This is a genomic window from Pseudomonas sp. GW821-FHT07F01 (assembly GCF_059418825.1).
In genome coordinates this window covers 1089073-1108243 of the sequence record NZ_JBWKQO010000001.1, presented here as the reverse complement: position 1 = coordinate 1108243, position 19171 = coordinate 1089073, and the positions used below count along the sequence as shown (strand labels likewise).

Sequence of the window (19171 nt, the reverse complement as noted above, 5' to 3'; positions counted from 1 at the left end):
CGCTCCTACGATGGAGGGGCAGGGCTACCAGGTATCGACAAAACCCTGGGCGCGCTCGGCCCAGGGCACCGGGCGCGGTGCGGCCTGCAGGCCACGCAGCAGCCACGCTCGGCTTTCCAGGGGGTCGATCACCGCGTCGATCTCCAGGTAGCTGGCCATGTTCAGCGCCTTGCCCCGGGCGTAGGCCTTGGCCACCAGTTTGTCGAACAGCGCCTGTTGCGACTGCGGGTCGGGCTGGGCCGCCAGTTCCTTGGAGAAGCCCAGGCGCACCGCACCTTCCAGGCCCATGGCGCCGAACTCGGCGCTGGGCCAGGCGACGGTGAACAACGGGCTGTGAAAACTGCCCGCCGCCATGGCCTGCGCGCCCAGGCCATAGCCCTTGCGCAGCACCAGGGTGAAGAACGGCACCGTGAGGCTGGCGGCACTGACAAACATCCGTGACACATGGCGCACCGTGGCCTGCTGCTCCGATTCCGGCCCTACCATGAACCCCGGGGTGTCGCACAGGGACACCAGCGGCAGGCCGAAGGCTTCGCACAGGCGCATGAAACGTGCGGCCTTGTCCCCGGCCGCGGCGTCGATGGCGCCGCCCAGCACCGCCGGATTGTTGGCCAGCAGGCCAAAGGCCCGGCCTTCGACGCGGATCAGCGCGGTAATCAGCCCCGGGGCGAATTGCCGGCGCAACTCCAGCACGCTGTCGCGGTCGGCCAGGGTCTCGATGACCCGGCGGATGTCGTAGACCCGCAGGCGGTTTTCCGGAATCAAATGCCGCAGCTCACGCTGGTCGGCGCAGTGCCAGTCCTTGAGCGGCCCCTGGAAATAGCTCAGGTACTGCTTGGCCACCTGCACGGCCTCGGCTTCGTCGGCCACCAGCACGTCGATCACTCCGTTGGGGCCTTGTACCGACACCGGGCCCACCTGTTCCGGGGTGAAGCTGCCCAGGCCGCCGCCTTCGATCATCGCCGGGCCGGCCATGCCGATGCTGGCGTTCCGGGTGGCGATGATCAGGTTGCAGCAGCCGAGCAGGGCGGCATTGCCGGCGAAGCAGCGCCCCGAGGCGATGCCCACCGTGGGCACCCAGCCGGACAGCCGGGCCATGGCGGCGAAGGTATGGCAATCCAGGCCGGCGACCCCGACAAAGTCGCTGTCGCCGGGCCGGCCACCGCCGCCTTCGGCAAACAGCACCACCGGCAGCCGCCATTCCTGGGCCAGGCTCAGCAGGCGGTCGGTCTTCTTGTGGTTCATCACCCCCTGGGTGCCGGCGAACACCGTGTAGTCGTAGGCCAGGGCCAGGCAACGGGCGTCCTGGCCGTCGAACAGCCCGGCATTCACCGTACCTATGCCTCCCACCAGCCCATCCGCCGGGCTCAGGGCCTGCAACTCCTCGACGCTGCGCCGACGCCTTTGGGCGGCCAGGGCCATGGCGCCGTACTCCATGAAACTGCCCGGGTCCAGCAGGTGCTCGAGGTTCTCCCGGGCGGTGCGCTGGCCGTTGCGGCGACGCTTGGCCACCGCCTCCGGACGCTGGGCATCCTCCAGCAAGGCATGGCGTTCGCGGACTTCGGCCAGGTCGGCGCGAATCAGTGCCAGGTCCAGTTGCTCTTCGCTGCGCTGGCCCTGGTCGGCAAACTCCGCCGGCTCCAGAAACAGCAGGGGCTGGCCTTCGCCCAGTGCCTCGCCAACCTGGACGGCCAAGGCCCGGACGATACCGCTGCTCTGCGCCTTGACCTCGAACTCCATCTTCATCGCTTCCAGCACCGCAACCCGCTGGCCAATCCGCAACTCATCACCCACGGCCACTTCCAGGCTCACCAGCACCCCGGTGCTCGGGGCGTTCAGCGCCGCCGTGCCCGGGGGCGCCTGGACATCGCTGCGAGTGCTCTGCGCAGTGGCGGCCTGCCGGGCAAAGAACATCGGCCGGTGTTGCCCGGCGCAATCTTGCAGCAACTGGGCCCAATGGGCTTCGACGAACCTGGTGTCCACCTGATAGTCCAGCACCGCCGGCTGGCGCAACAGGTTCAACAACAGCCCCAGGTTGCTCGGCACGCCCTCCAGGCGAAACTCGCAAAGCCCACGATAGGCCCGGCCCAGGGCCGCGGGAAAATCCGTACCCTGGGCGATCAGCTTGGCCAGCAGCGAGTCATAGCCGGGGTTCACCGGGTAACCGGCATAGCCGTAGCCGTCAACCCGCAGCCCGGGCCCGCTGGGGGCTTCATAGGCACTGAGGGTGCCGGCCACCGGCCCCATGCCGCCATCGGCCAGGGGCTGTTCCAGGTTGATCCGCGCCTGCACGGCAAAGCCTTGGGGCTCTGGTGGCCGGCTCAGGCCCAGGCTGGCCAGGGAGGCGCCCGCGCCAAGGCGCAGTTGGGTGTGCAGCAGGTCGACGCCGGTGATGGCCTCGGTCACCGTGTGCTCCACCTGGATCCTTGGGTTGGCCTCCATGAAATAGAAGCGCCCCGGGTGTTCCTGGTCGAGAAGGAATTCGAAGGTACCAATGCCCTGGTAACGCACTCGCGCGGCCAGGGCCAGGGCGGCGTCGATCAACTGCTGGCGCAACTGCGGGGCAAGGTCCGGGCTGGGGGCGATTTCCACCAGCTTCTGGTGTCGGCGCTGCAGGCTGCAATCGCGCTCCCACAAGTGGCTGACCGCGCCGCTGCCGTCTCCCAGCACCTGGATCTCGATGTGCCGCGCCCGCTGCAGCAGTTGTTCGACATACAGCGCGCCATTGCCGAAGGCCGCCTGGGCTTCGGACTGGCAACGGATGAATGCCTGCTGCAGTTGCCCGGCCTCGGTGACCGCGCGCATGCCCCGGCCACCGCCACCGGCCAGGGCCTTGAGCATCACCGCGCCATGGCGTTCGAGAAAGGCTGCGGCCTGTTCCAGGCTGACTGCTCGGTTGATGCCCTCCAGCAAGGGCACCCCACAATCTTCGGCCAGGGCACGGGCCGCGGCCTTGTCGCCAAACAGTTGCAGCACCTCGGGGCCGGGGCCGATCAGGGTCAGCCCGGCTTCCAGGCAGCCCCGGGCAAAGTCGGGGTTTTCCGCGAGAAAGCCGTAGCCCGGGTGAATCGCCTGGCAGCCCTGTTGCAGGGCCAGGGCGATCAGTTGCTGGCGGTCGAGGTAGGCCGCCACCCCGCGGCCCTTGAGGGGCAGGGCCAGATCGGCCTTGCGCGTGTGCAGGCTGGCGGCGTCGTCCTCGGCGAATACCGCGACGCTGCGAACGCCCAGGTCGGCGCAGGCCCGGGCAATACGGATGGCGATCTCGCCGCGATTGGCGATCAACAGACTCTGGAACATGGCAATTCTCGCAATGCTGAAAAGGAAGGGCTCAGAGCTGTTGTTCCAGCTCGTTCTTCTTGACCTTGCCGGTGGCGGTCATGGGCAGGCTGGCCACCAGGCGGATCTGCGGCACCTTGTAGGCGGCCATCACCTCCTGGCACCAGGCTGCCAGGGCATGCGGGTCTTGGGGCGCATCGGGCTTGAGCACAACGAAGGCCACCGGCTGCTGGCCCCGACGTTCATCGGCGCGGCCGATCACTGCGCTGGCCAGCACCTGCGGGTGCTGGCCGAACAGCGCCTCCAGCTCGCTGGGAAACACGCTCATGCCATTGACCTTGAGCATTTCCTTGCGCCGGCCCAGGTAGCGGATAAACCCTTGTCCGGTGATCTGCCCCAGGTCACCGGTGTGCAGCCAGCCGTCGCGCAGGGCCGCCGCGGACGCCTCCGGGCGCTGCCAGTAACCCTGCAGCAGGGAAGGGCTGCGCACGCACAACTCGCCCTCGGAGCCCAGGGGCAGCAGGGCGCCGCTGTCGAAGTCGCAGACCTTGAACTCGGTGCCCGGCACCGGCAGGCCAACGAAGGTTGGCGCGCTTTTGAGGTCGAAGTCGTCGGTCTGCAGGCCGGCGGTAAAGGTGTCGCAGGTGTGGGTTTCGGTCATGCCGAAGCTGAACTCGAACAGGGTGCAGCCGGTTTGCGCGCGCCAGCGCTGGCGATAGTCCGGGGTGAGCTTCTTGACGAAGGAGATGCAGCCGGTGGCCTTCAGGGAGCTCAGGTCGTAGTCGGCGACGCTTGGGTGCTCCAGCACTTCGGCGGCGCTGTCCACCAGCAACCCGCAATGGCTGACCCGGTAGTGCGCCACCGCCGCCATGAAACCCAGGGCGTCCCAGCGCGCCAGCAGCACCAGGCGGCAGCCGGCGTAGATGGGAAACAGCAGGCCGGCGTTTTCCCCGGCGATCCAGAACTCGGGAAGGAAATTGAGCAGCACGCTGTCCTGCCTCAGGCCCAAGGCCACCGGCACGAAGCTGGCGCAGGTGTAGAGCATGTCGCCGTGGCTATGAATGCAGCCCTTGGGCATGCCGGTGGTGCCACCGGTGTAGTTCAGTGTGCCCATATCGCCCAGGGCAGGACGGTGGGCCGGGGTGGCGGCGCGACAGGCCTCCAGGGCGGGGAAAAAGTCGATCACCCCCGGGGCCAGGCGCTTGGGCGCCCGCAGCAGGTCCGGCAGGGGAATGCTTGGGGTGGCCGGGCACAACTCGCTGAGGCTGGTGGCCAGGATCGCGCTCAACTCGCAGGCGTCGCTGACCGCCTGCACCACATCCAGCAGTTGGTCGAAGCACAGGATCACCCGGGCGCCGCTGTCCTTGAGCTGATACTCCAGCTCCAGGGTGCGCGCCAGGGGGCTGACCGGCGCGTACACGGCGCCGCACTTGAGAATGCCCCAGAAGCCGATATGCAATTGCGGGCAGTTGGGCAGGTACACCGCCACCCGGTCACCGGGGCCGATTCCCAGCTCGCCGAGCAAGGCGGCGCACCGGTCGGACAGCCGGTCCAGCTCGGCAAAGCTCAACTGATAGCCATAGAAGTCCAGGGCCACGGCACTGGCTTGCGACTGCGCCCAGGCCCGCAGGTATTCGGTAAGGGGCTGCTGGCCCAGGGGGTACTGCGGGGTACGCGGCGCGCCTTCGGGCCAGGCGGCCTGCTGCAGGGCGTGAAGGTGCTGCTGATAGGCCGCAAGGTCCATGGTGCCTCCTGAATTGTTGTTATCGGCACGGCCATCTTAGGCAGCGCCCGGGGCACCACAGAACCGACGGTTATTCATCGAGATTCATGAATGCGCTACATGGTTCTGCCGGCGCCGGCCCGCTGCTAGCCTGCTGCGGGTCGAGACTGCGAGGGCACAACCATGAACTCACCGCATGAATGGTCAGGGCTGAGCCGCCTGGACCTGAACCTGTTCCGGGTCTTCGAGGTGGTGTACCAGGAGCGCAACCTGACCCGCGCCGCCTCGGTGCTGCACCTCAGCCAGTCGGCCATCAGCCACGCCCTGGCGCGCCTGCGCGCCCAGCTGGACGACCCGCTGTTCGTCCGCGAAGGCTATGGCGTGGCCCCCACGCCGCTGGCCAAGCAACTGGCCCCGGGGATCCAGGACGCCCTCAGCGGTCTGCGCCGCAGCCTCAACCCGGCCCAGGCCTTCGACCCGTTGCGGGACCGTCGGCGTTTCACCCTGAACATGCCGGAGCAACTGGAGCCGGTGATCCTGCCCTTGATCCTGGCGCACCTGAACCGTGTTGCCCCGCACCTGGAAGTGCGCAGCACCAGCGTGCACTGGGCCGACCTGAAGCTGGAGATGATTGCCGGGCGCATTGACCTGGCCATCGAACTGTCGCGGCTCACCGACCCGCAACTGCAACAGCAACTGCTGCTGCAGGATTCCTTCTGCGTGATGGCCGGCCCCGGCTTCAGCGGCGAACTGACGGTGGAACGCTACCTGGCGGCCGAGCATGTGGCGGTGACCTCCAGGCGCCGGGGCATCTGCGTCGAAGACCTGGCCCTGGGGCACCTGGGGGTGGTACGGCGCATCCGCCAGCACTGCCAGCACTTTCTCACCGCCGCGCAACTGGTGGCCCAGGGCGATGGCCTGCTGACCCTGACCCGCAACAATGCGCAGTTGATCAACGCCGGGCTGGGCAACCGGATTCTCGACATGCCCCTGACCCTGCCCGAGGTCTGCCTCAACCTGTACTGGAGCAAGCAAGTGCAGAACGAGTCGGCCAACCGCTGGCTGCGCGGGCAGTTGCTGGAGCTGGCAGGGCGCAGTTGAACGGTTTGACGCCGGGCCCAAGCGCCGTTGTGCTGTAATTTGCGGCCATACACGCACACGGAAACCTGTGGATGCACGAGTCCGCCCGTCATATCGTCGATCTGTACCAGCGTCATGCTCGGGCCTGGGACCAGCGTCGCAGGGCCAACCCCGAGGCCTTCGAGGGAGAGCAGGCATGGCTGGAGCGCTTTCGCCGGGTCATGGGGCAGGGCGGCCAGGTGCTGGACCTGGGTTGCGGAGGTGGCGAGCCGATTGCGCGCAACCTGATCGAACACCAATGTGCAGTCACCGGCGTCGACAGCTCTGCCGCCTTGCTGGACCAGTGCCGCCAGCGCTTTGCCGGGCAGCAATGGATCCACGCTGACATGCGCAGCCTCGCCCTGGACCAGGATTTTGCCGGCATCCTCGCCTGGAACAGCCTGTTCCACCTGAGCCCGGACGATCAGCGCGCCATGTTCGCCGTTTTCGAACGCCACGCCGGCCCGGGCTGTGCCCTGATGTTCACCAGCGGCCCCGAGGCAGGGGAGGCCATCGGCGAATTCGAGGGCCAAGACCTGTACCACGCCAGCCTCTCCCCGGGGGAATACTGCACCTTGCTCGACACCCATGGTTTCGAGGTGGTGCAGCACATCAGCGAAGACCCGGACTGCTGCGGGTTCACCGTTTGGCTGGCGCGGGCGATTGACTGGGGATGAAAAAAAACCGGCCCAAGGGCCGGTTTTTCTTCACGGTGCTGTCAGTGCTTCATCATGCTGTGGTCCGGCGCATTCAGCGCTCGGGCTTGGGCTTCGACCTTGATGGTCTCCTTCTCGCCCTTGGCGTTTTCCACGGTCAGGGTCAGGGGCACCTTGTCGCCGGCCTTGATCTGGCCGGTGAGCTCCATGAGCATCACGTGGTAGCCGTGGGTGTCCAGGCTGACTTTCTGCCCGGCCGGCAGGGCCACGGCGTCCACTTGCTGCATGCTCATCACGTCGTTGTGCATGCTCGACTGGTGGATCTGCACGTTCTTGGCCACTGGCGATTGCACCTCAACCAGCTTGCTGTCGCTGCTGGCGGTGAGGTCCATGAAGGCGCCGCTGGCGTGCTGGCCGGCTACGGTGGCGCGGACCCAGGCGTTGTCCACTTGGGTCGCGGCGCTGGCGGTGCCGCCCAGGCCCAGCAGGGAAACCAGCAGCAGGGCAGCTTTGAGACGGGATGGGCGCTGTAGGGAATGCATTAACAAACCTCCATGACGGTGAGCAGGTCTTCCGCGCACTCTTGGGCGGTAAGGGACTGGGAAAGCCCCAGGCGCAAGGTGCCCCGGGAGTCGAAGACGAAACTGGTGGCGGTGTGGGACAGGGTGTAGGTCGAGCCGCTGGGGATCTTTTCGTAGAACACGCCGAATTCCTTGGCGGTGGCTGCGGTCTGCTCCAGGGTGCCGTACAGCGCCTCGAAGCTGGGGTCGAAGGACTTGACGTAGGCGTCCAGCACTTCGGGGGTGTCGCGCTCCGGGTCCAGGGTGATGAACACCACTTGCAGGCGGTCGCCATCACGGCCCATCAGCTTCTTGGCCTGGGCCGCGCGGGCCAGGGTGGTGGGGCACACGGCCGGGCACTGGGTGAAGCCGAAGAAAATCATCGGCATCAGGCCGCGGTAGCTGGACAGCGACTTGGTTTCGCCCTGGGAATCGGTGAGTTTGAAGGTGCGGCCAAGAATCTGATTGCTCAGGTCCTTGCCGTATTTGAAGGACAGTCGGGGACTGTTGTCGCAACCGGCGAGCAGGCCCAGGCCGAGCACTCCGGCGCTGGTGAGCAGGGTGCGGCGAGTCAGCAGAACACTCATGAAATAACGCCCTTTGAACAGCCAGACAGGCAAAAACCCGCGCATGGTAACAAACAGACGAAAGCGGCGGCGGGCTAATTAGACCAATGCCTGCGGCCATCGGTCGCAGGTCGGGAAGGGCCGGGGCGTGGCTGCTCAGCTTTCCAGGGCGGCCATCTGCACCAGGGCGCGCACGGCGCTGCGGGTGGCCTGGGTCAGGGGTTGGGGCAGGCGGTCGAGCTCGAACCAGGCCACATCGCTGTGCTTGTGCGGCTCGCAATTGCGCGCCGGCATGGCCGGGGCCGAGGCCAGGTATACCGGTGATACCCAGTGCTCCTGGCGCTGCGGGTCGATCTGGTCGACCACGCACAACAGGCTCACGCCTTGCAGGGTCAGCCCCAGTTCTTCGTGGATTTCCCGGCGCATGGCCTGTTCCACCGGTTCCAGCCAGTCGACCTTGCCTCCGGGGAGGCCCCAGCAACCGGCTTCCGGGTCGCGCAGGCGCTTGACCAGCAGCAGCTGGCCGTCCCGGACAATCGCGACACCGCACCCCAGGCGTGGCTGTTGTTGCATGGCAGGTCCTCCTTGCACTGTTTCGGCGGGGCAGATACCGGGCAATGCCCGGCAGGCCCGTTCACCGTTGCGACAATATCGGCAGCGGCGCTTTCGGCAGATTATTGCTTTGTTGTTTATTTGTAATGACAGTTGGAAGTCACTGCCCGGGGCGTGATTCAGTGACGCCACACAGTGGCGCCGATCACCAGCAGCGCCAGCAGGATCAGCACCACCCCGGTGCCCCGTTCCAGCCAGGGCAGGGCCCGAGCAAAGCGCTCGCGCACCCGGCGGTTGCCAATGGCCAGGGCCACCAGCACGTCCCACAACAGCACGGCGCTGAACATCCACAAGCCATAGACCAGCTTCCAGCCGGCACTGGTCTGGGCCCCCACCAGGGACGCCAGGCTGACATAGAACAGGGCGTTCTTGGGGTTGAGGATGCCGGAGAGAAAGCCCATGCCCAGGCCACGCCACCAGGTGGCCCGGCCCAGCGGCCGGGCTTCGCCGTTGCCGTCTACCGCGGCCAGTGAACTGGCGCCGGCATGGCGGATAAACAGCCAGCCCATATAAAGCAGGTAGCCGCACCCGGCCAACTGGATCGCCAGGAACAGCGGGCTGCCTGCCCGAAACACCGAGACCCCGGCAAACGCCAGGACGATAAAGGCGCCATTGGCCAGGGCGATGCCCAGGCAGGCGCCGGTGGCCGAGCGCCACCCCGCGGCCATGGACATGCGTGCTACCAGGAAGAAATCCGGGCCGGGGGAGAGCAGGGCGAGAAAGTGCGCGGCGGCGACCAGCAGGAACTGTTGAATCATGGGTAGAGCCTTCCAGTGACGTGAAAGCCTGGAAGTCTGCGGCGCCGAGAGAGCCGGGGTATTGAAGAAAATTGCGCGGCCTCAGGCCTTGTACAGGCCCGGGGTTACGCCGACATGAGCCTTGAACACTCGCTGAAAATGCGCCTGATCGGCAAAGCCCAGGCGCTGGGCCAGGGCTGCCGACGCTTCCCCGGCCTGCAGCGAAGCGCGGGCCTGGATGATCCGCTGGTTCAACTGGTAGGCATGGGGCGTCATCCCGGTGGCCGCGCGAAAGGCGCGGATCAACTGGTAGCGGCTGATTCCCGCCAGTTCCGCCAAGTGCTCCAGAGGCCCGGCCTGCTGCGGATCACACTGGAGGAAATCCACGACCCGGCGCACACCTGCGCTGGCCCGGGCCGGATCGGCCGCCAGGGCAATCACCGGTTGCTCCCGGGTGGCCAAGCCACCGATGAACTCGATCAGCGCGGCCTCCTTGTGCTGCCAGCTGGCGCTGGAAAACAACAACTGGTTGAGCCGGCAAAAAGCCTGGTAGAGGCCACTGTCGTGGCTCAGCACGACCTGGGAAAGCGCCGACCCATGCTGCTGCGCTTCTTCGCGCACAGCGTCCACCCAGCGCGGGTCCAGGTGCAGCATCTGGTAACTCCAGGCGCTTTCGGGCAGGGGATTGCAGGCATGGGCGCAATCGGCCGGGACAAATACCACGCTGCCAGCCCGGATCCGGGTCGGGCCCTGGGCGCCGCCGCTGAACACACTGACACCCCGGTCCACGGCACCGATGGACACCGTCGGATGGCTGTGGGCCTTGTAGTTGGCGCGGCTGTCACAGGCCCGGCGGCTTTCGACGTAGGGCAGGTTCGGGTCGCGCCAGAATTGGGCGGTGGAGGACATGTTGTGATTCCGAAGCAGGAGAACACCGCTGGGGCGGCAGGGGGGGATCAGCCTAACAGGCCTCCTGTCAGTCAAGCCACAGCGGTGAAGGCCGCCCCGCAAGAGGCCCGGCTGGGGAGAGGAAAGGTTGGGTGGTTGTGAACACGCCAATCGGTATGGCTCCACTTTCGGTACTTCCTATACTGGACTTCGAAAGGGCTTCATCGAAGGACATCCATAAACAGGAGCGTTTATGACATTCAGCGAAATAGCCTACGAGCAGTCCGGGCCCGTGGTGATCATCCGTTTCAATCGTCCCGAGCAGCGCAACTGCATCGGCCCCGTCACCCACCGCGAGCTGATCGAGGCCTGGACGCGCTTTCGCGAGGATGACAACGCCCTGGTGGCAATCATCACCGGTACCGGCGACCGAGCCTTCTGCGCCGGCGGCGATCTCAAGGCGGCCGCGCAACTGGTGCCCAGCAGCGCCGAGGAAATGGCAGCCCACGACCGTGGCGAACGCCCGGGCATCATCGGCCCCAGCCGCTGGACCGAGATCTACAAGCCGATCATTGCCGCGGTCAACGGCGTGGCCTATGCCGGTGGCCTGGAGTGGGCCTGTTTTGCCGACATCCGCATCGCTGAAGAACACGCCTCGTTCGGCGTTACCTGCCGGCGCTGGAATATCGGCCTGGCGGATGGCGGCACCCAGCGCCTGCCACGGATCATCGGCATGGGCCGGGCCATGGAACTGATTCTCACGGGCAAGGTGATCGACGCCCAGGAGGCGTACCGCATCGGCCTGGTCAACGAAATAGTGCCCAGTGGGCGCTCCCTGAAACGGGCACTGGAGCTGGCCCATGTCCTGGCCGGCCTGCCGCAACCGGCGATGCGTTCGGACAAGGAAGCGGCCGTGCGCGGCTATGGCTTGCCATTGGCGGAGGGCTTGAAGATCGAAGCGCAGTGCTTCAACCGCTCGATCCATCAACCGGAAACCCAGGAAGGGTTGCGGCGGTTCATCGAGCGCGATCATCCGGATCGGGCCAGCCAGCAGTCGCCCGGGACGCCGGGTATTGTCAGGAACTAACCTCCAGGGCGTGGCGGCCTGCACCCGATGCGGTGCAGACGGCAGGGCTCAGCCTGCTTTCTTGCAGATCATCTCTTCAGCCCCATGGCCCCAAGTGACAGCGGCCTCGCCCTGATGCTCCCAGAAGCTCTCGTTCTGCCCTAGGTAACGTGAGCCGCTGGCAGAACTGGCCTCCAGCATCAGCGATTGCCGGCCTTTATATAAGGCGGTGAGGGAGGGCGGTTCGGTCTGGAAGAAGGTGACACTGATACGGCCATTGCTCGCGCAATCGAACATGACCGGAGCGGAGGAGGTGACCAGCCCATAACCCGTCTGCAGTTCGACGATGCGCCGACGATAGCTATCAGCCACGCAGGCTTGCTGATCATCGGTCTTCCAGCACTCGTCGCGGCCCTTGATCCAGCCACGCTGTTCGGCCTTGAGCACATTGCCGCGCTTGCCGGCATTCTTCAGGGCGTCGCGATAAATAGTGGCCAACTTGCGGTCCAGTGCCGCGAGACCAGGGTTCTGGCAGATCAGTGCGGTTATCGACCCGGTCATCTTCTCACTGCAGTTGAATGAAGGACCTTGTTCGGCCGTTGCCAGAGAAGTGGCCAGCAGGGCCGATAAAGCGACACTGCTCACCATTGTTCGAAGGGGAAAGATCATGAGTAACTCCTGATATCCAATATAACTAAACTAAATATTCATTTAGTTTAGTTATTACTAACTGTTATTAAAATCAAGGTAAAGAGGGTGGTTTCACAGCTAATTTGAGCCCCGATCTAGGCGGTCTGCGTGCCGAAACCGGCTATGATCGACAGGCAAATCTCAAGGAAGCTGTTTATGCAAAACCGCCACTACCCGAAACACCCTCCATCTGTTGGGTCGATCATACTGACGTCGTATGGTGCCTTTGCTCATGAAAATGAGATCCCTAAATCTCGTGCTGCTGATGCTGTACGTATAGGCAAGGAGATTGCCGGTGGGTTTGATACCGATAGCGACCATTTGAAAGCTTTGATGCTGATTCTTTCTGACATCCCGGTCGATCCTTTACTCAAAGCCTCCGCTGCACAAAAGGGTTCAGTGTTGGGTCTTGCCGCGCTGGGTTACCTGTTGTCGCGTCATTCCCTAGGCGAAAAGGTTCGTCAGGCACTGAATCTTGGTGGTGGAGTTTTTTTGGCCAAGCTAACTGGAGAGCCAGAGGCTCCGTCTGTCGAGGTTGAGGTATTCAGCACATGGCAGGAATACCAGGATTATCTAGAACCCATTTTGAAGAGCGGTAATTTTGAAGCTCAAAAGGGTTCTTCATTTTCGTGACTGTTCTTAAGCCCAATCTAACCACCCTCGGCTCCCGCATCTCCACACGAAGATTCGCATAATGTATATTATGTTAAATAGAATAACTCCAAGGCTCACAGGATCTGTGATCAGCTATCAGGCTTGGATCACACATCCGGGCGCATTCGACGCTTTGAATTGGGGTACCCGAGCTGGTCATTTCCAGTTTTCGAAACCACTCACTGCTCAGATCCACCGATGGCTCGCTCTGCACCTATAGGCTTCGACCAAGCCCATGGACCTGACGCAGCGAGCAATCGCATAGCTCCCACCCCATCATTGGAGTGCTTCACCATCGAATCGGATTGGCTGACGAACCCTGTACTCTCATGAAGTCCTGGGTACAGCAAAGACCCTTACAATTTCTTCAGCGCAAGCTGCGTCATAAGATCTGCTTTCATAAAAATCAAAAGCCGTTTCTGCCCCACAGCTGGAAAAATGTTTTTTCACTTCCTTCATCTCCTTCGACGCAAGCCCTTTATCATGTTCTCGTACTTTTTCCAAAAAACTGACTGAAGCTGGCTTTGCGCAAATAAAAATATTGGGTATGAGAACACCTTGCTGCTCCAGCCCTTCAAAGTCTGTAAAAGTCACGGCAAAAAAAACATCTTTATCTGTTGATATCTCCAAGACTCTTAAAGTATTTAAAACAAACAAAGCGAGCCCTGTCAGGAAATCAGACACCCCGTCGCTGCTCATTTCATCCATCAGGTGCTTTAAGCGACCATACCTTGATACAAGCGGAATCTCTTCAAAGCTTTCATAGCTCTCGAAGAACACGTCCATATCATTGTACGGTTCTTTACTGATTACCTTGTTATAGAGATCTGTAAGCTTCATTACCAGGGGATACTCCATCCGTCGCAGGATGTTCGGGGGGAACGTCAGGAAGTTCAATCAACGAGGGTGCGTGCTGGCTAGAACTACTTTCACTGGTATCACCTAGCCCTCAAGCTCATAAACCTCAATATCACGACCAATAACATATAGATCCCCTTCTTCGCGCACTTGATCAATAGATGCTGGATCAGCATCCAAAGCGTAATTTCCATCAATGTCGACACACCAACACTCGTCAAACTTCAACAACCGAACCCCCGAGCAAATTGAATTGAATTGATGACCGCTAACTTTCGCGCTCAGCTCTTCGACGCCACGGACAACCACTTTGACTTTCTTCCAAACATCCCCATCAATACGATGATCTCTGGCATGAAATACAACCTGTGCTGCGAGTCGTTCGCCTGGCGCATAATTAAACTCGAACGACAATAGCAAGCCATCTTCAAAACGGTGAAAAGCTTGTAAGACCTCACTTATTTTTTCTGCAGTTTCTGACATTTTCATTTACCTGGTGATTTCTGGCCGTGACTTTCAAGTTGGTTGCTTTTCAAGCGGATAGGGTTTGAAACGCTTCATGCCTCGCGTCGCCATGTCCCCCTGGACCACTCACCCCGTCACCGCCTGATAAACAACCCGATGCGCCTCGGTGGGCAGTGGCACTTCCCACTTGAACAGCATGCGGCGGATATCATCGTTGCGCAGCGAGGTGTCGCGCTGCTGGTTGCGCCGCATGATCTCGCCCTCGGGGCGCTCCAGGTAGAGAATTTCCACCTGCGCGCCGTAGCCGTAGAGCAAGTCCAGGGTGCGGTTGCGCATCTGCGCCGACAGGTGCGTCGAGTTCCACACAAAGGGTTTGTGCTCTCGCAGCAAGGCCTTGGCCCGGTCGATGGCGTAATGCGCAGCGGCGCCTTCATTCTGGCCATGGCGCAGGCCCAGGGCCTGGCGGGCGTCGTCGAACGACACCACCGGCAGCTCCGGGTGATGCTGTGCGGTCCAGGTGTCCTTGCCGCTGGCCGGCAGGCCCGAGAGCATCACCACCGACGAACCCTGCGGCGCGTGCAACGGGTAGTCGGGATGTACCCGGGCGCCACGCAGGTACTGAATGCGTGTGTAGTCGTCGGCAAAGGCCCGCGGTCCGTGCAGGCAGCCCTCCTCCTGCGCCAGTTCGCGCCACAGTTCGATGGCGTCCAGTACATCGGCCTTGCCGGCGTAGTTGCGGCCCTGCATATCGGCCTCGGCGACGGCGCAGAGCATCCACAGCGGCAGTTCCCAGGACAGTTTGTGCAGCAGGAACTCAGGGCTGCGGCCGCTGCGATCACCCTGCAGGGCGAAAAACGGCACTTGGTGCACGGCGATGATGCGGCAGATCTGCTCGCGCAGCTCGAACGGCACACCGGCGCGCCACAACAGCAGCCGCGCATCCACCGCCCCCCGGCGTGAATGACCGGGCTGGCCGATACGCCCGGTATCCTTGTCGATCACCGTGGTGTCGGGCTTGGCGATGTCGTGCAACAGGGCCGCGAAGAACAGCACAAAGCGCTGCTCGGCGCTGGCCTGCTGGTAGGCGGGTTGGGCCAGTAATGCTTCGACCACCAGACAGGTATGAATCCATACATCGCCCTCGGCGTGGTAGATCGGGTCCTGCGGTGTGTCGGCCAGGCGCGCCAGGGCCGGAATGGCCGACAGGCAGGCGGCGGTGTCCATATCGCGCCCCGGCTCGGGGACCAGTTGGCGCAGTTGTTGAATATCCATTTCGGGATGCTCCTTCAGTAGCCGTGGCGTGGGCCCTGCCAGTCCATGGACAGGCGCGGGGCATAGAGATCGACGCCGGCGGCCAGTTGATTGGGGATAAAGGGTTGGCTGGCATGGTGCTGGTCGGCATCGAGGATGGCCTGGACGAAGTCCTGGCGTACCCACTTGAGCCGGCCGAGGGTCTGCTGCTCGTCCTCGAGCTTCAGGTACAGGCCCTCCATGCGGCTGGAGCGGTCGCACTGGCGCCAGGCACGGGCCAGGTCGAGGCCTTCGCGGTGCACCACCTGCTCGAACACCTGGCGCCAGTGCGCGGTCTTGGCCAGCGAATCGCCCACCAGCGCTAGCAGCTCGGCATGCCGGCGCGGTGCCGGGCCTTCGTACAGCACAGGCACCGACAGCACCGGCCCACCTTCTAGCAGGCGCCGGCGCGCCGCGGTGGAGAGGAACAGCCCTGTGGCGCGGTCCCACACATCGAACTCGCAGAAGTAATGTGGCAAGTGGTCGTAGAACACCGAGTGCTTCTTGTGCAGCCACTCGCCATACAGCACGAAGCGATCTTCCAGGCGTTCCAGCAACCAGTGCTCATGGGCCGAGGCCCACTGCTTGAACAGATTGAACTGGCGCTCGCGCCCACCGCCGGTGAGGTAGTGACCGCGAGATTGCAGGAGCAACTCGCCGCCTGCGCCAAAGCTGATGCCCGCGTTGGCACCATCGAGTTTTTCTTCCACCACCAGCCACTGTCCGGCCAGGGCGCCATAGCGCACCTGGCCAGTGTCAGTGTCGCCATCTTGCAGGCGCGAGCCTTGCAGGTGGGGCGTACGGGGGTATTTGAGCAGTTCCAGGTTGTGCGCGGTGGCACGAATATCCGTGTGCATGGGTTTGTCCTCGAAAACAGAGAAAAACCAACGACAGGATCAGGCAGGCATGGCAATGAAGCGCCGCCGTGCATAGGCACGGGCAGCCATCAGGCAGGATGGACCGTCGTCGGTATCAGGCGTGTTGGCTGGCGTAGGGCACTGGCTTCACCACTTGGAGAAAAGGTTGCAGAGGCTTTAGGGCGCGCATTCAACAGCAGATAGCGGCATCAGGTCAAGCCCCGAGAGGACAAAACTCCAGCGCCCCTGCTTGCGCGAAACACCCGAGCTTTTGTCATGAAAAAAATCGCCTGGGGCTCATAGGGTGCAGCCAGTCATAACCCGATAAGGAATCGATCATGAAACGTTCAAGCGTGCTGATGGCTGCAGTCATTGGCCTGGCACTTGCACCTTTGGCCCAGGCCTCGTCCATGGCTGACAGCGAAGAGAAAGCCCAGTTGCGCAAACTCTTCTGCGAGTCGAAGGGCGGCGCCGATATCACTGCGCTGGGTGAGTTGAAGAAGTCCGACGACGTCGGCGCCGTGGTGGTGTGCAAGCTCCCGCCCTCGCCCACCACCGTGGTGGAAAACCAGGCGGCATCGAGCCTTGCCGCGCTGCCATTGACGCCCGTCACGGCAACGCTCGCGCCACCGTCGGGGGTCTATAAGCTCGCCCCGGGAGCCAGCAGCGTCAACACTTCATGCTCGGCCAACCTGGCCATCGCCAAATGGGCGGGCTTTCCCAATACCAGCAACGGCAACGCCACCTTGAACTGTCGTGGATACAATGCCGGCGCAGCAGGCGGTACGCTGGGTTGCAAGATCGAATGGACCGGGCCGACCCAGGTCGCCATCGGGGTCACTCCTTACGGCGGCCAGGTCGCGGTGAACTTCAATTGCCAGGCCCTGTACTTCGGTTCCGTCGGCACGGTGATGGATTTCAGCTACGCCGACCCGACGTATCCGCGCATCCGCTATGGCTCGGTCCAGGCCACCAGCAGCATGACCATCACCCAGTGATGCCGGGCCAGCCTAGCTGAGCCTCGATCAAGCGCCGGCAGGGCTGCTCCCTGCCGGTCACCCTCCTCTGCTTCATTGCTTGCCGCGCATGCTGTTGCGCCATATGCGGTAGGTCCTGATCCCCGAACGCACCGAACCGAACAGCAACTGGCTGTCCATTTCCCGGGTCATCCCCGAACGTTCCAGCATCGCCAGGAAAGTACCGCGGGCACGGGCGATAGCGAAGTAGATGCCCTGGGCGGCCAGGGTCTCGCGGATTTCCCGCAGCACCGCGATGCCGCTGACATCGATATCGGTCACCGCCTCGGCATCGAACAGCACCACCTCGGGTTGGCTCTCGCGCTGCACGGTGTCCAGCAGGCGCATCTTGAAGTAGTCGGCGTTGAAGAACAGGATCGCGTCGTCGAAGCGATACACCACCAGGCCGGGCACAGTGCGGGCTTGCGGGTACTGGCGGATGTCCACCTGGCCTTCGATGCCCGGCATCCAGCCCAGCACCGCGTCGGTGGGTTGGTAGATGCTGTACAGCAGGCGCAGGATGGCCAGGGTCACGGCGAACATGATGCCCGGCAGCACGCCCAGCCCCAGCACACTGACGGTGGTCAGCAGGCACAGCCAGAACTCGAAGCGGCTGAGTCGGTAGATTTGCTTCAGGGACTTGACGTCGAGCAAGCCCCAGCCCGCCATCAACAGCACCGCGCCCAGGGCCGGCTGCGGAATCCACGCCATGGGCGCGGTGAAAAACAGCAGAATCAGCGCAATCGCCAGGGCGGCGATGATGCCCACCAGTTGGCTCTTGCCTCCGGCCATGTCATTGACCGCGGTACGCGAATCCGCACCGCTGATGGCAAAGCCCTGGGAGGCACCGGCGGCCAGGTTGCTCAGGCCCAGGGCGATGAATTCATGGTTGGCGTTGATCGCGTAGCCATGGCGCGCGGCGAAGCTGCGGGCAGTGAGCATGGCGCTGCAGAAACTCACGGTAGCGATGCCCAGCGCGTCGCGCAGCAGGCTCTTGCTTTCCTCCAGGGTGGTCTTGGGCCAGGACAACTCCGGCATCCCGGCCGGCACATGACCGAGGATCGCCACTCCGAGGCGGTCGAAGCCCAATAGCCCGGCCAGCAAGGTGAACAGCGCCACCGTCAGCAGCGCCGCAGGTACGCGCGGATAGCGTCGCGGCAGCCAGATCAAAAGGCCCAGGCTGGCCAGGCCGACGGCCAGGGTCAGGCCATGGATCTCCCCCAGGCGCTGGAGAAAGTCCGCCAGCCCCAGGATGAAGCCGTCGCCTTCGATCTTGAAGCCCACCACCTTGCCCATTTGCCCGGCGATCAGGCTCAGACCGATGCCGTTGAGGTAGCCGATGAGGATCGGCCGCGAGAAGAAGCTGGCGATAAAACCCGCCCGGGCGATCCCGGCGGCAATCAGCATCAGGCCCACCAGCACGGTGACGATCATCGACAATTCGACGGTACGCTGCAGGTCACCCATGGCCAAAGGCGCCACGGCCCCGCCGAGCATGGCGCAAGTGGCGGCATCGGGGCCGACCATCAGTTGCCGCGAGCTGCCGATCAAGGCATAGACGATCATCGGCAGCACACAGGCGTAAAGCCCGTACTGCGGTGGCAGGCCGACAATCTGCGCATAGGCGATGGCGATCGGGATCTGGATAGCCGCCACGGACAAGCCGGCCCGCAGGTCGGCGCGCAACCATTCGCGGCGGTAGTGCAGCAAGTTGGACAGGCCAGATAGACAGCGGGATAACGACATGCCGGGTCCTTTCGAAATATTCCGTTTTATTCTTTGGCTGCGCGCTTGTTTGGCAAGGCGACGCGGGGCGTTATTCAAGCGAATCGGGCAACTTAGCGCCATGAGCTGGAGCAGCTTTTGCTTCGATTCACCCAGGTGCTTGGCCATGGGCAACCCGCTGAGGCGCAGGTGGTGGTGAGCTTGGGCCTCTATAGATGAACAACCACGATGACGCGCCACCTCCCGGTGCATGTCGTCGCGCTCGTAGCCGGGCAGCAAATGACCGTCGGTCACCTACCTTGAAACGTCTCGGTGTTCGCTCCATTGGTCGGAGAGTTTCTTGACTAGGATTAAACCGCGCTAAGACTTTAACCGAAATTGTTAGAGGTGATGCCCAAGTGGCTCTGGACAGA

The 19171-nt window shown here is 63.3% G+C and carries 18 protein-coding genes; 5 read left to right on the top strand and 13 right to left on the bottom strand.

Annotated features, from left to right (window positions below; genetic code table 11):
- Positions 1-24: 24 nt before the first annotated feature.
- Both AC07R1_RS04900 and AC07R1_RS04895 read right to left on the bottom strand, forming a co-directional pair.
- Positions 25-3297 (bottom strand): acetyl-CoA carboxylase family protein, encoded by a 3273-nt coding sequence (locus AC07R1_RS04900; RefSeq protein WP_011061317.1) that lies wholly within the window; start codon positions 3295-3297, stop codon positions 25-27.
- A gap of 31 nt (positions 3298-3328) precedes the next feature.
- Positions 3329-5020, bottom strand: coding sequence for an AMP-binding protein (locus AC07R1_RS04895; protein WP_495110213.1), 1692 nt, complete (start codon positions 5018-5020; stop codon positions 3329-3331).
- 162 nt (positions 5021-5182) lie between these two features.
- On the opposite strand from AC07R1_RS04895, the gene AC07R1_RS04890 reads away from it, so the two are divergent.
- A complete protein-coding gene (locus tag AC07R1_RS04890; protein ID WP_011061315.1) occupies positions 5183-6100 on the top strand; it encodes a LysR family transcriptional regulator in 918 nt (305 codons plus the stop codon).
- Between the two features lie 71 nt (positions 6101-6171).
- Positions 6172-6795: a class I SAM-dependent methyltransferase gene (locus AC07R1_RS04885; RefSeq protein WP_492617482.1), complete on the top strand. Its 624-nt coding sequence runs from the start codon at positions 6172-6174 to the stop codon at positions 6793-6795.
- A 41-nt stretch (positions 6796-6836) separates the two neighbouring features.
- Here the strand turns inward: AC07R1_RS04885 and AC07R1_RS04880 are convergent, their stop codons facing one another.
- The 5 genes from AC07R1_RS04880 to AC07R1_RS04860 all read right to left on the bottom strand — a co-directional run bounded on the left by AC07R1_RS04880 (position 6837) and on the right by AC07R1_RS04860 (position 10158).
- Positions 6837-7316: a copper chaperone PCu(A)C gene (locus tag AC07R1_RS04880; protein WP_011061313.1), complete on the bottom strand. Its 480-nt coding sequence runs from the start codon at positions 7314-7316 to the stop codon at positions 6837-6839.
- Positions 7316-7921 carry an SCO family protein gene (locus tag AC07R1_RS04875; protein ID WP_011061312.1) on the bottom strand — a complete coding sequence of 202 codons (606 nt, stop codon included), beginning with the start codon at positions 7919-7921 and terminating at the stop codon, positions 7316-7318. The genes AC07R1_RS04880 and AC07R1_RS04875 overlap by 1 nt, the downstream gene beginning before the upstream one ends.
- A gap of 135 nt (positions 7922-8056) precedes the next feature.
- A complete protein-coding gene (locus AC07R1_RS04870) occupies positions 8057-8473 on the bottom strand; it encodes an NUDIX hydrolase (RefSeq protein ID WP_011061311.1) in 417 nt (138 codons plus the stop codon).
- A 158-nt stretch (positions 8474-8631) separates the two neighbouring features.
- A complete protein-coding gene (locus tag AC07R1_RS04865; protein ID WP_204840248.1) occupies positions 8632-9267 on the bottom strand; it encodes a LysE family translocator in 636 nt (211 codons plus the stop codon).
- Between the two features lie 84 nt (positions 9268-9351).
- Entirely contained in the window at positions 9352-10158 is an 807-nt protein-coding gene (locus tag AC07R1_RS04860; RefSeq protein ID WP_495110212.1) for an AraC family transcriptional regulator, read from the bottom strand.
- A gap of 232 nt (positions 10159-10390) precedes the next feature.
- Between AC07R1_RS04860 and AC07R1_RS04855 the strand changes: the two genes are divergently transcribed.
- Entirely contained in the window at positions 10391-11224 is an 834-nt protein-coding gene (locus AC07R1_RS04855; RefSeq protein ID WP_015635615.1) for an enoyl-CoA hydratase/isomerase family protein, read from the top strand.
- 48 nt (positions 11225-11272) lie between these two features.
- Here the strand turns inward: AC07R1_RS04855 and AC07R1_RS04850 are convergent, their stop codons facing one another.
- Positions 11273-11872, bottom strand: a complete 600-nt coding sequence (locus AC07R1_RS04850; protein ID WP_495110211.1) for an MliC family protein — start codon at positions 11870-11872, stop codon at positions 11273-11275.
- A gap of 177 nt (positions 11873-12049) precedes the next feature.
- Between AC07R1_RS04850 and AC07R1_RS04845 the strand changes: the two genes are divergently transcribed.
- Positions 12050-12526 (top strand): hypothetical protein, encoded by a 477-nt coding sequence (locus tag AC07R1_RS04845; protein WP_047336846.1) that lies wholly within the window; start codon positions 12050-12052, stop codon positions 12524-12526.
- A 348-nt stretch (positions 12527-12874) separates the two neighbouring features.
- On the opposite strand, the gene AC07R1_RS04840 is transcribed toward AC07R1_RS04845, so the two are convergent.
- The 4 genes from AC07R1_RS04840 to AC07R1_RS04825 form a co-directional block, all read right to left on the bottom strand.
- A complete protein-coding gene (locus tag AC07R1_RS04840; RefSeq protein ID WP_495110210.1) occupies positions 12875-13387 on the bottom strand; it encodes an Imm15 family immunity protein in 513 nt (170 codons plus the stop codon).
- Positions 13388-13489: 102 nt separating this feature from the next.
- Positions 13490-13894, bottom strand: coding sequence for a hypothetical protein (locus tag AC07R1_RS04835; protein ID WP_495110209.1), 405 nt, complete (start codon positions 13892-13894; stop codon positions 13490-13492).
- Positions 13895-13996: 102 nt separating this feature from the next.
- Entirely contained in the window at positions 13997-15142 is a 1146-nt protein-coding gene (locus AC07R1_RS04830) for an AAA family ATPase (RefSeq protein ID WP_011061296.1), read from the bottom strand.
- Positions 15143-15156: 14 nt separating this feature from the next.
- Positions 15157-16017 carry an RNA ligase family protein gene (locus tag AC07R1_RS04825; RefSeq protein WP_015635611.1) on the bottom strand — a complete coding sequence of 287 codons (861 nt, stop codon included), beginning with the start codon at positions 16015-16017 and terminating at the stop codon, positions 15157-15159.
- A gap of 338 nt (positions 16018-16355) precedes the next feature.
- Between AC07R1_RS04825 and AC07R1_RS04820 the strand changes: the two genes are divergently transcribed.
- A complete protein-coding gene (locus tag AC07R1_RS04820) occupies positions 16356-17015 on the top strand; it encodes a hypothetical protein (RefSeq protein ID WP_011061294.1) in 660 nt (219 codons plus the stop codon).
- A 72-nt stretch (positions 17016-17087) separates the two neighbouring features.
- On the opposite strand, the gene AC07R1_RS04815 is transcribed toward AC07R1_RS04820, so the two are convergent.
- Positions 17088-18779 carry a SulP family inorganic anion transporter gene (locus tag AC07R1_RS04815; RefSeq protein WP_011061293.1) on the bottom strand — a complete coding sequence of 564 codons (1692 nt, stop codon included), beginning with the start codon at positions 18777-18779 and terminating at the stop codon, positions 17088-17090.
- Positions 18780-19171 lie beyond the last annotated feature (392 nt).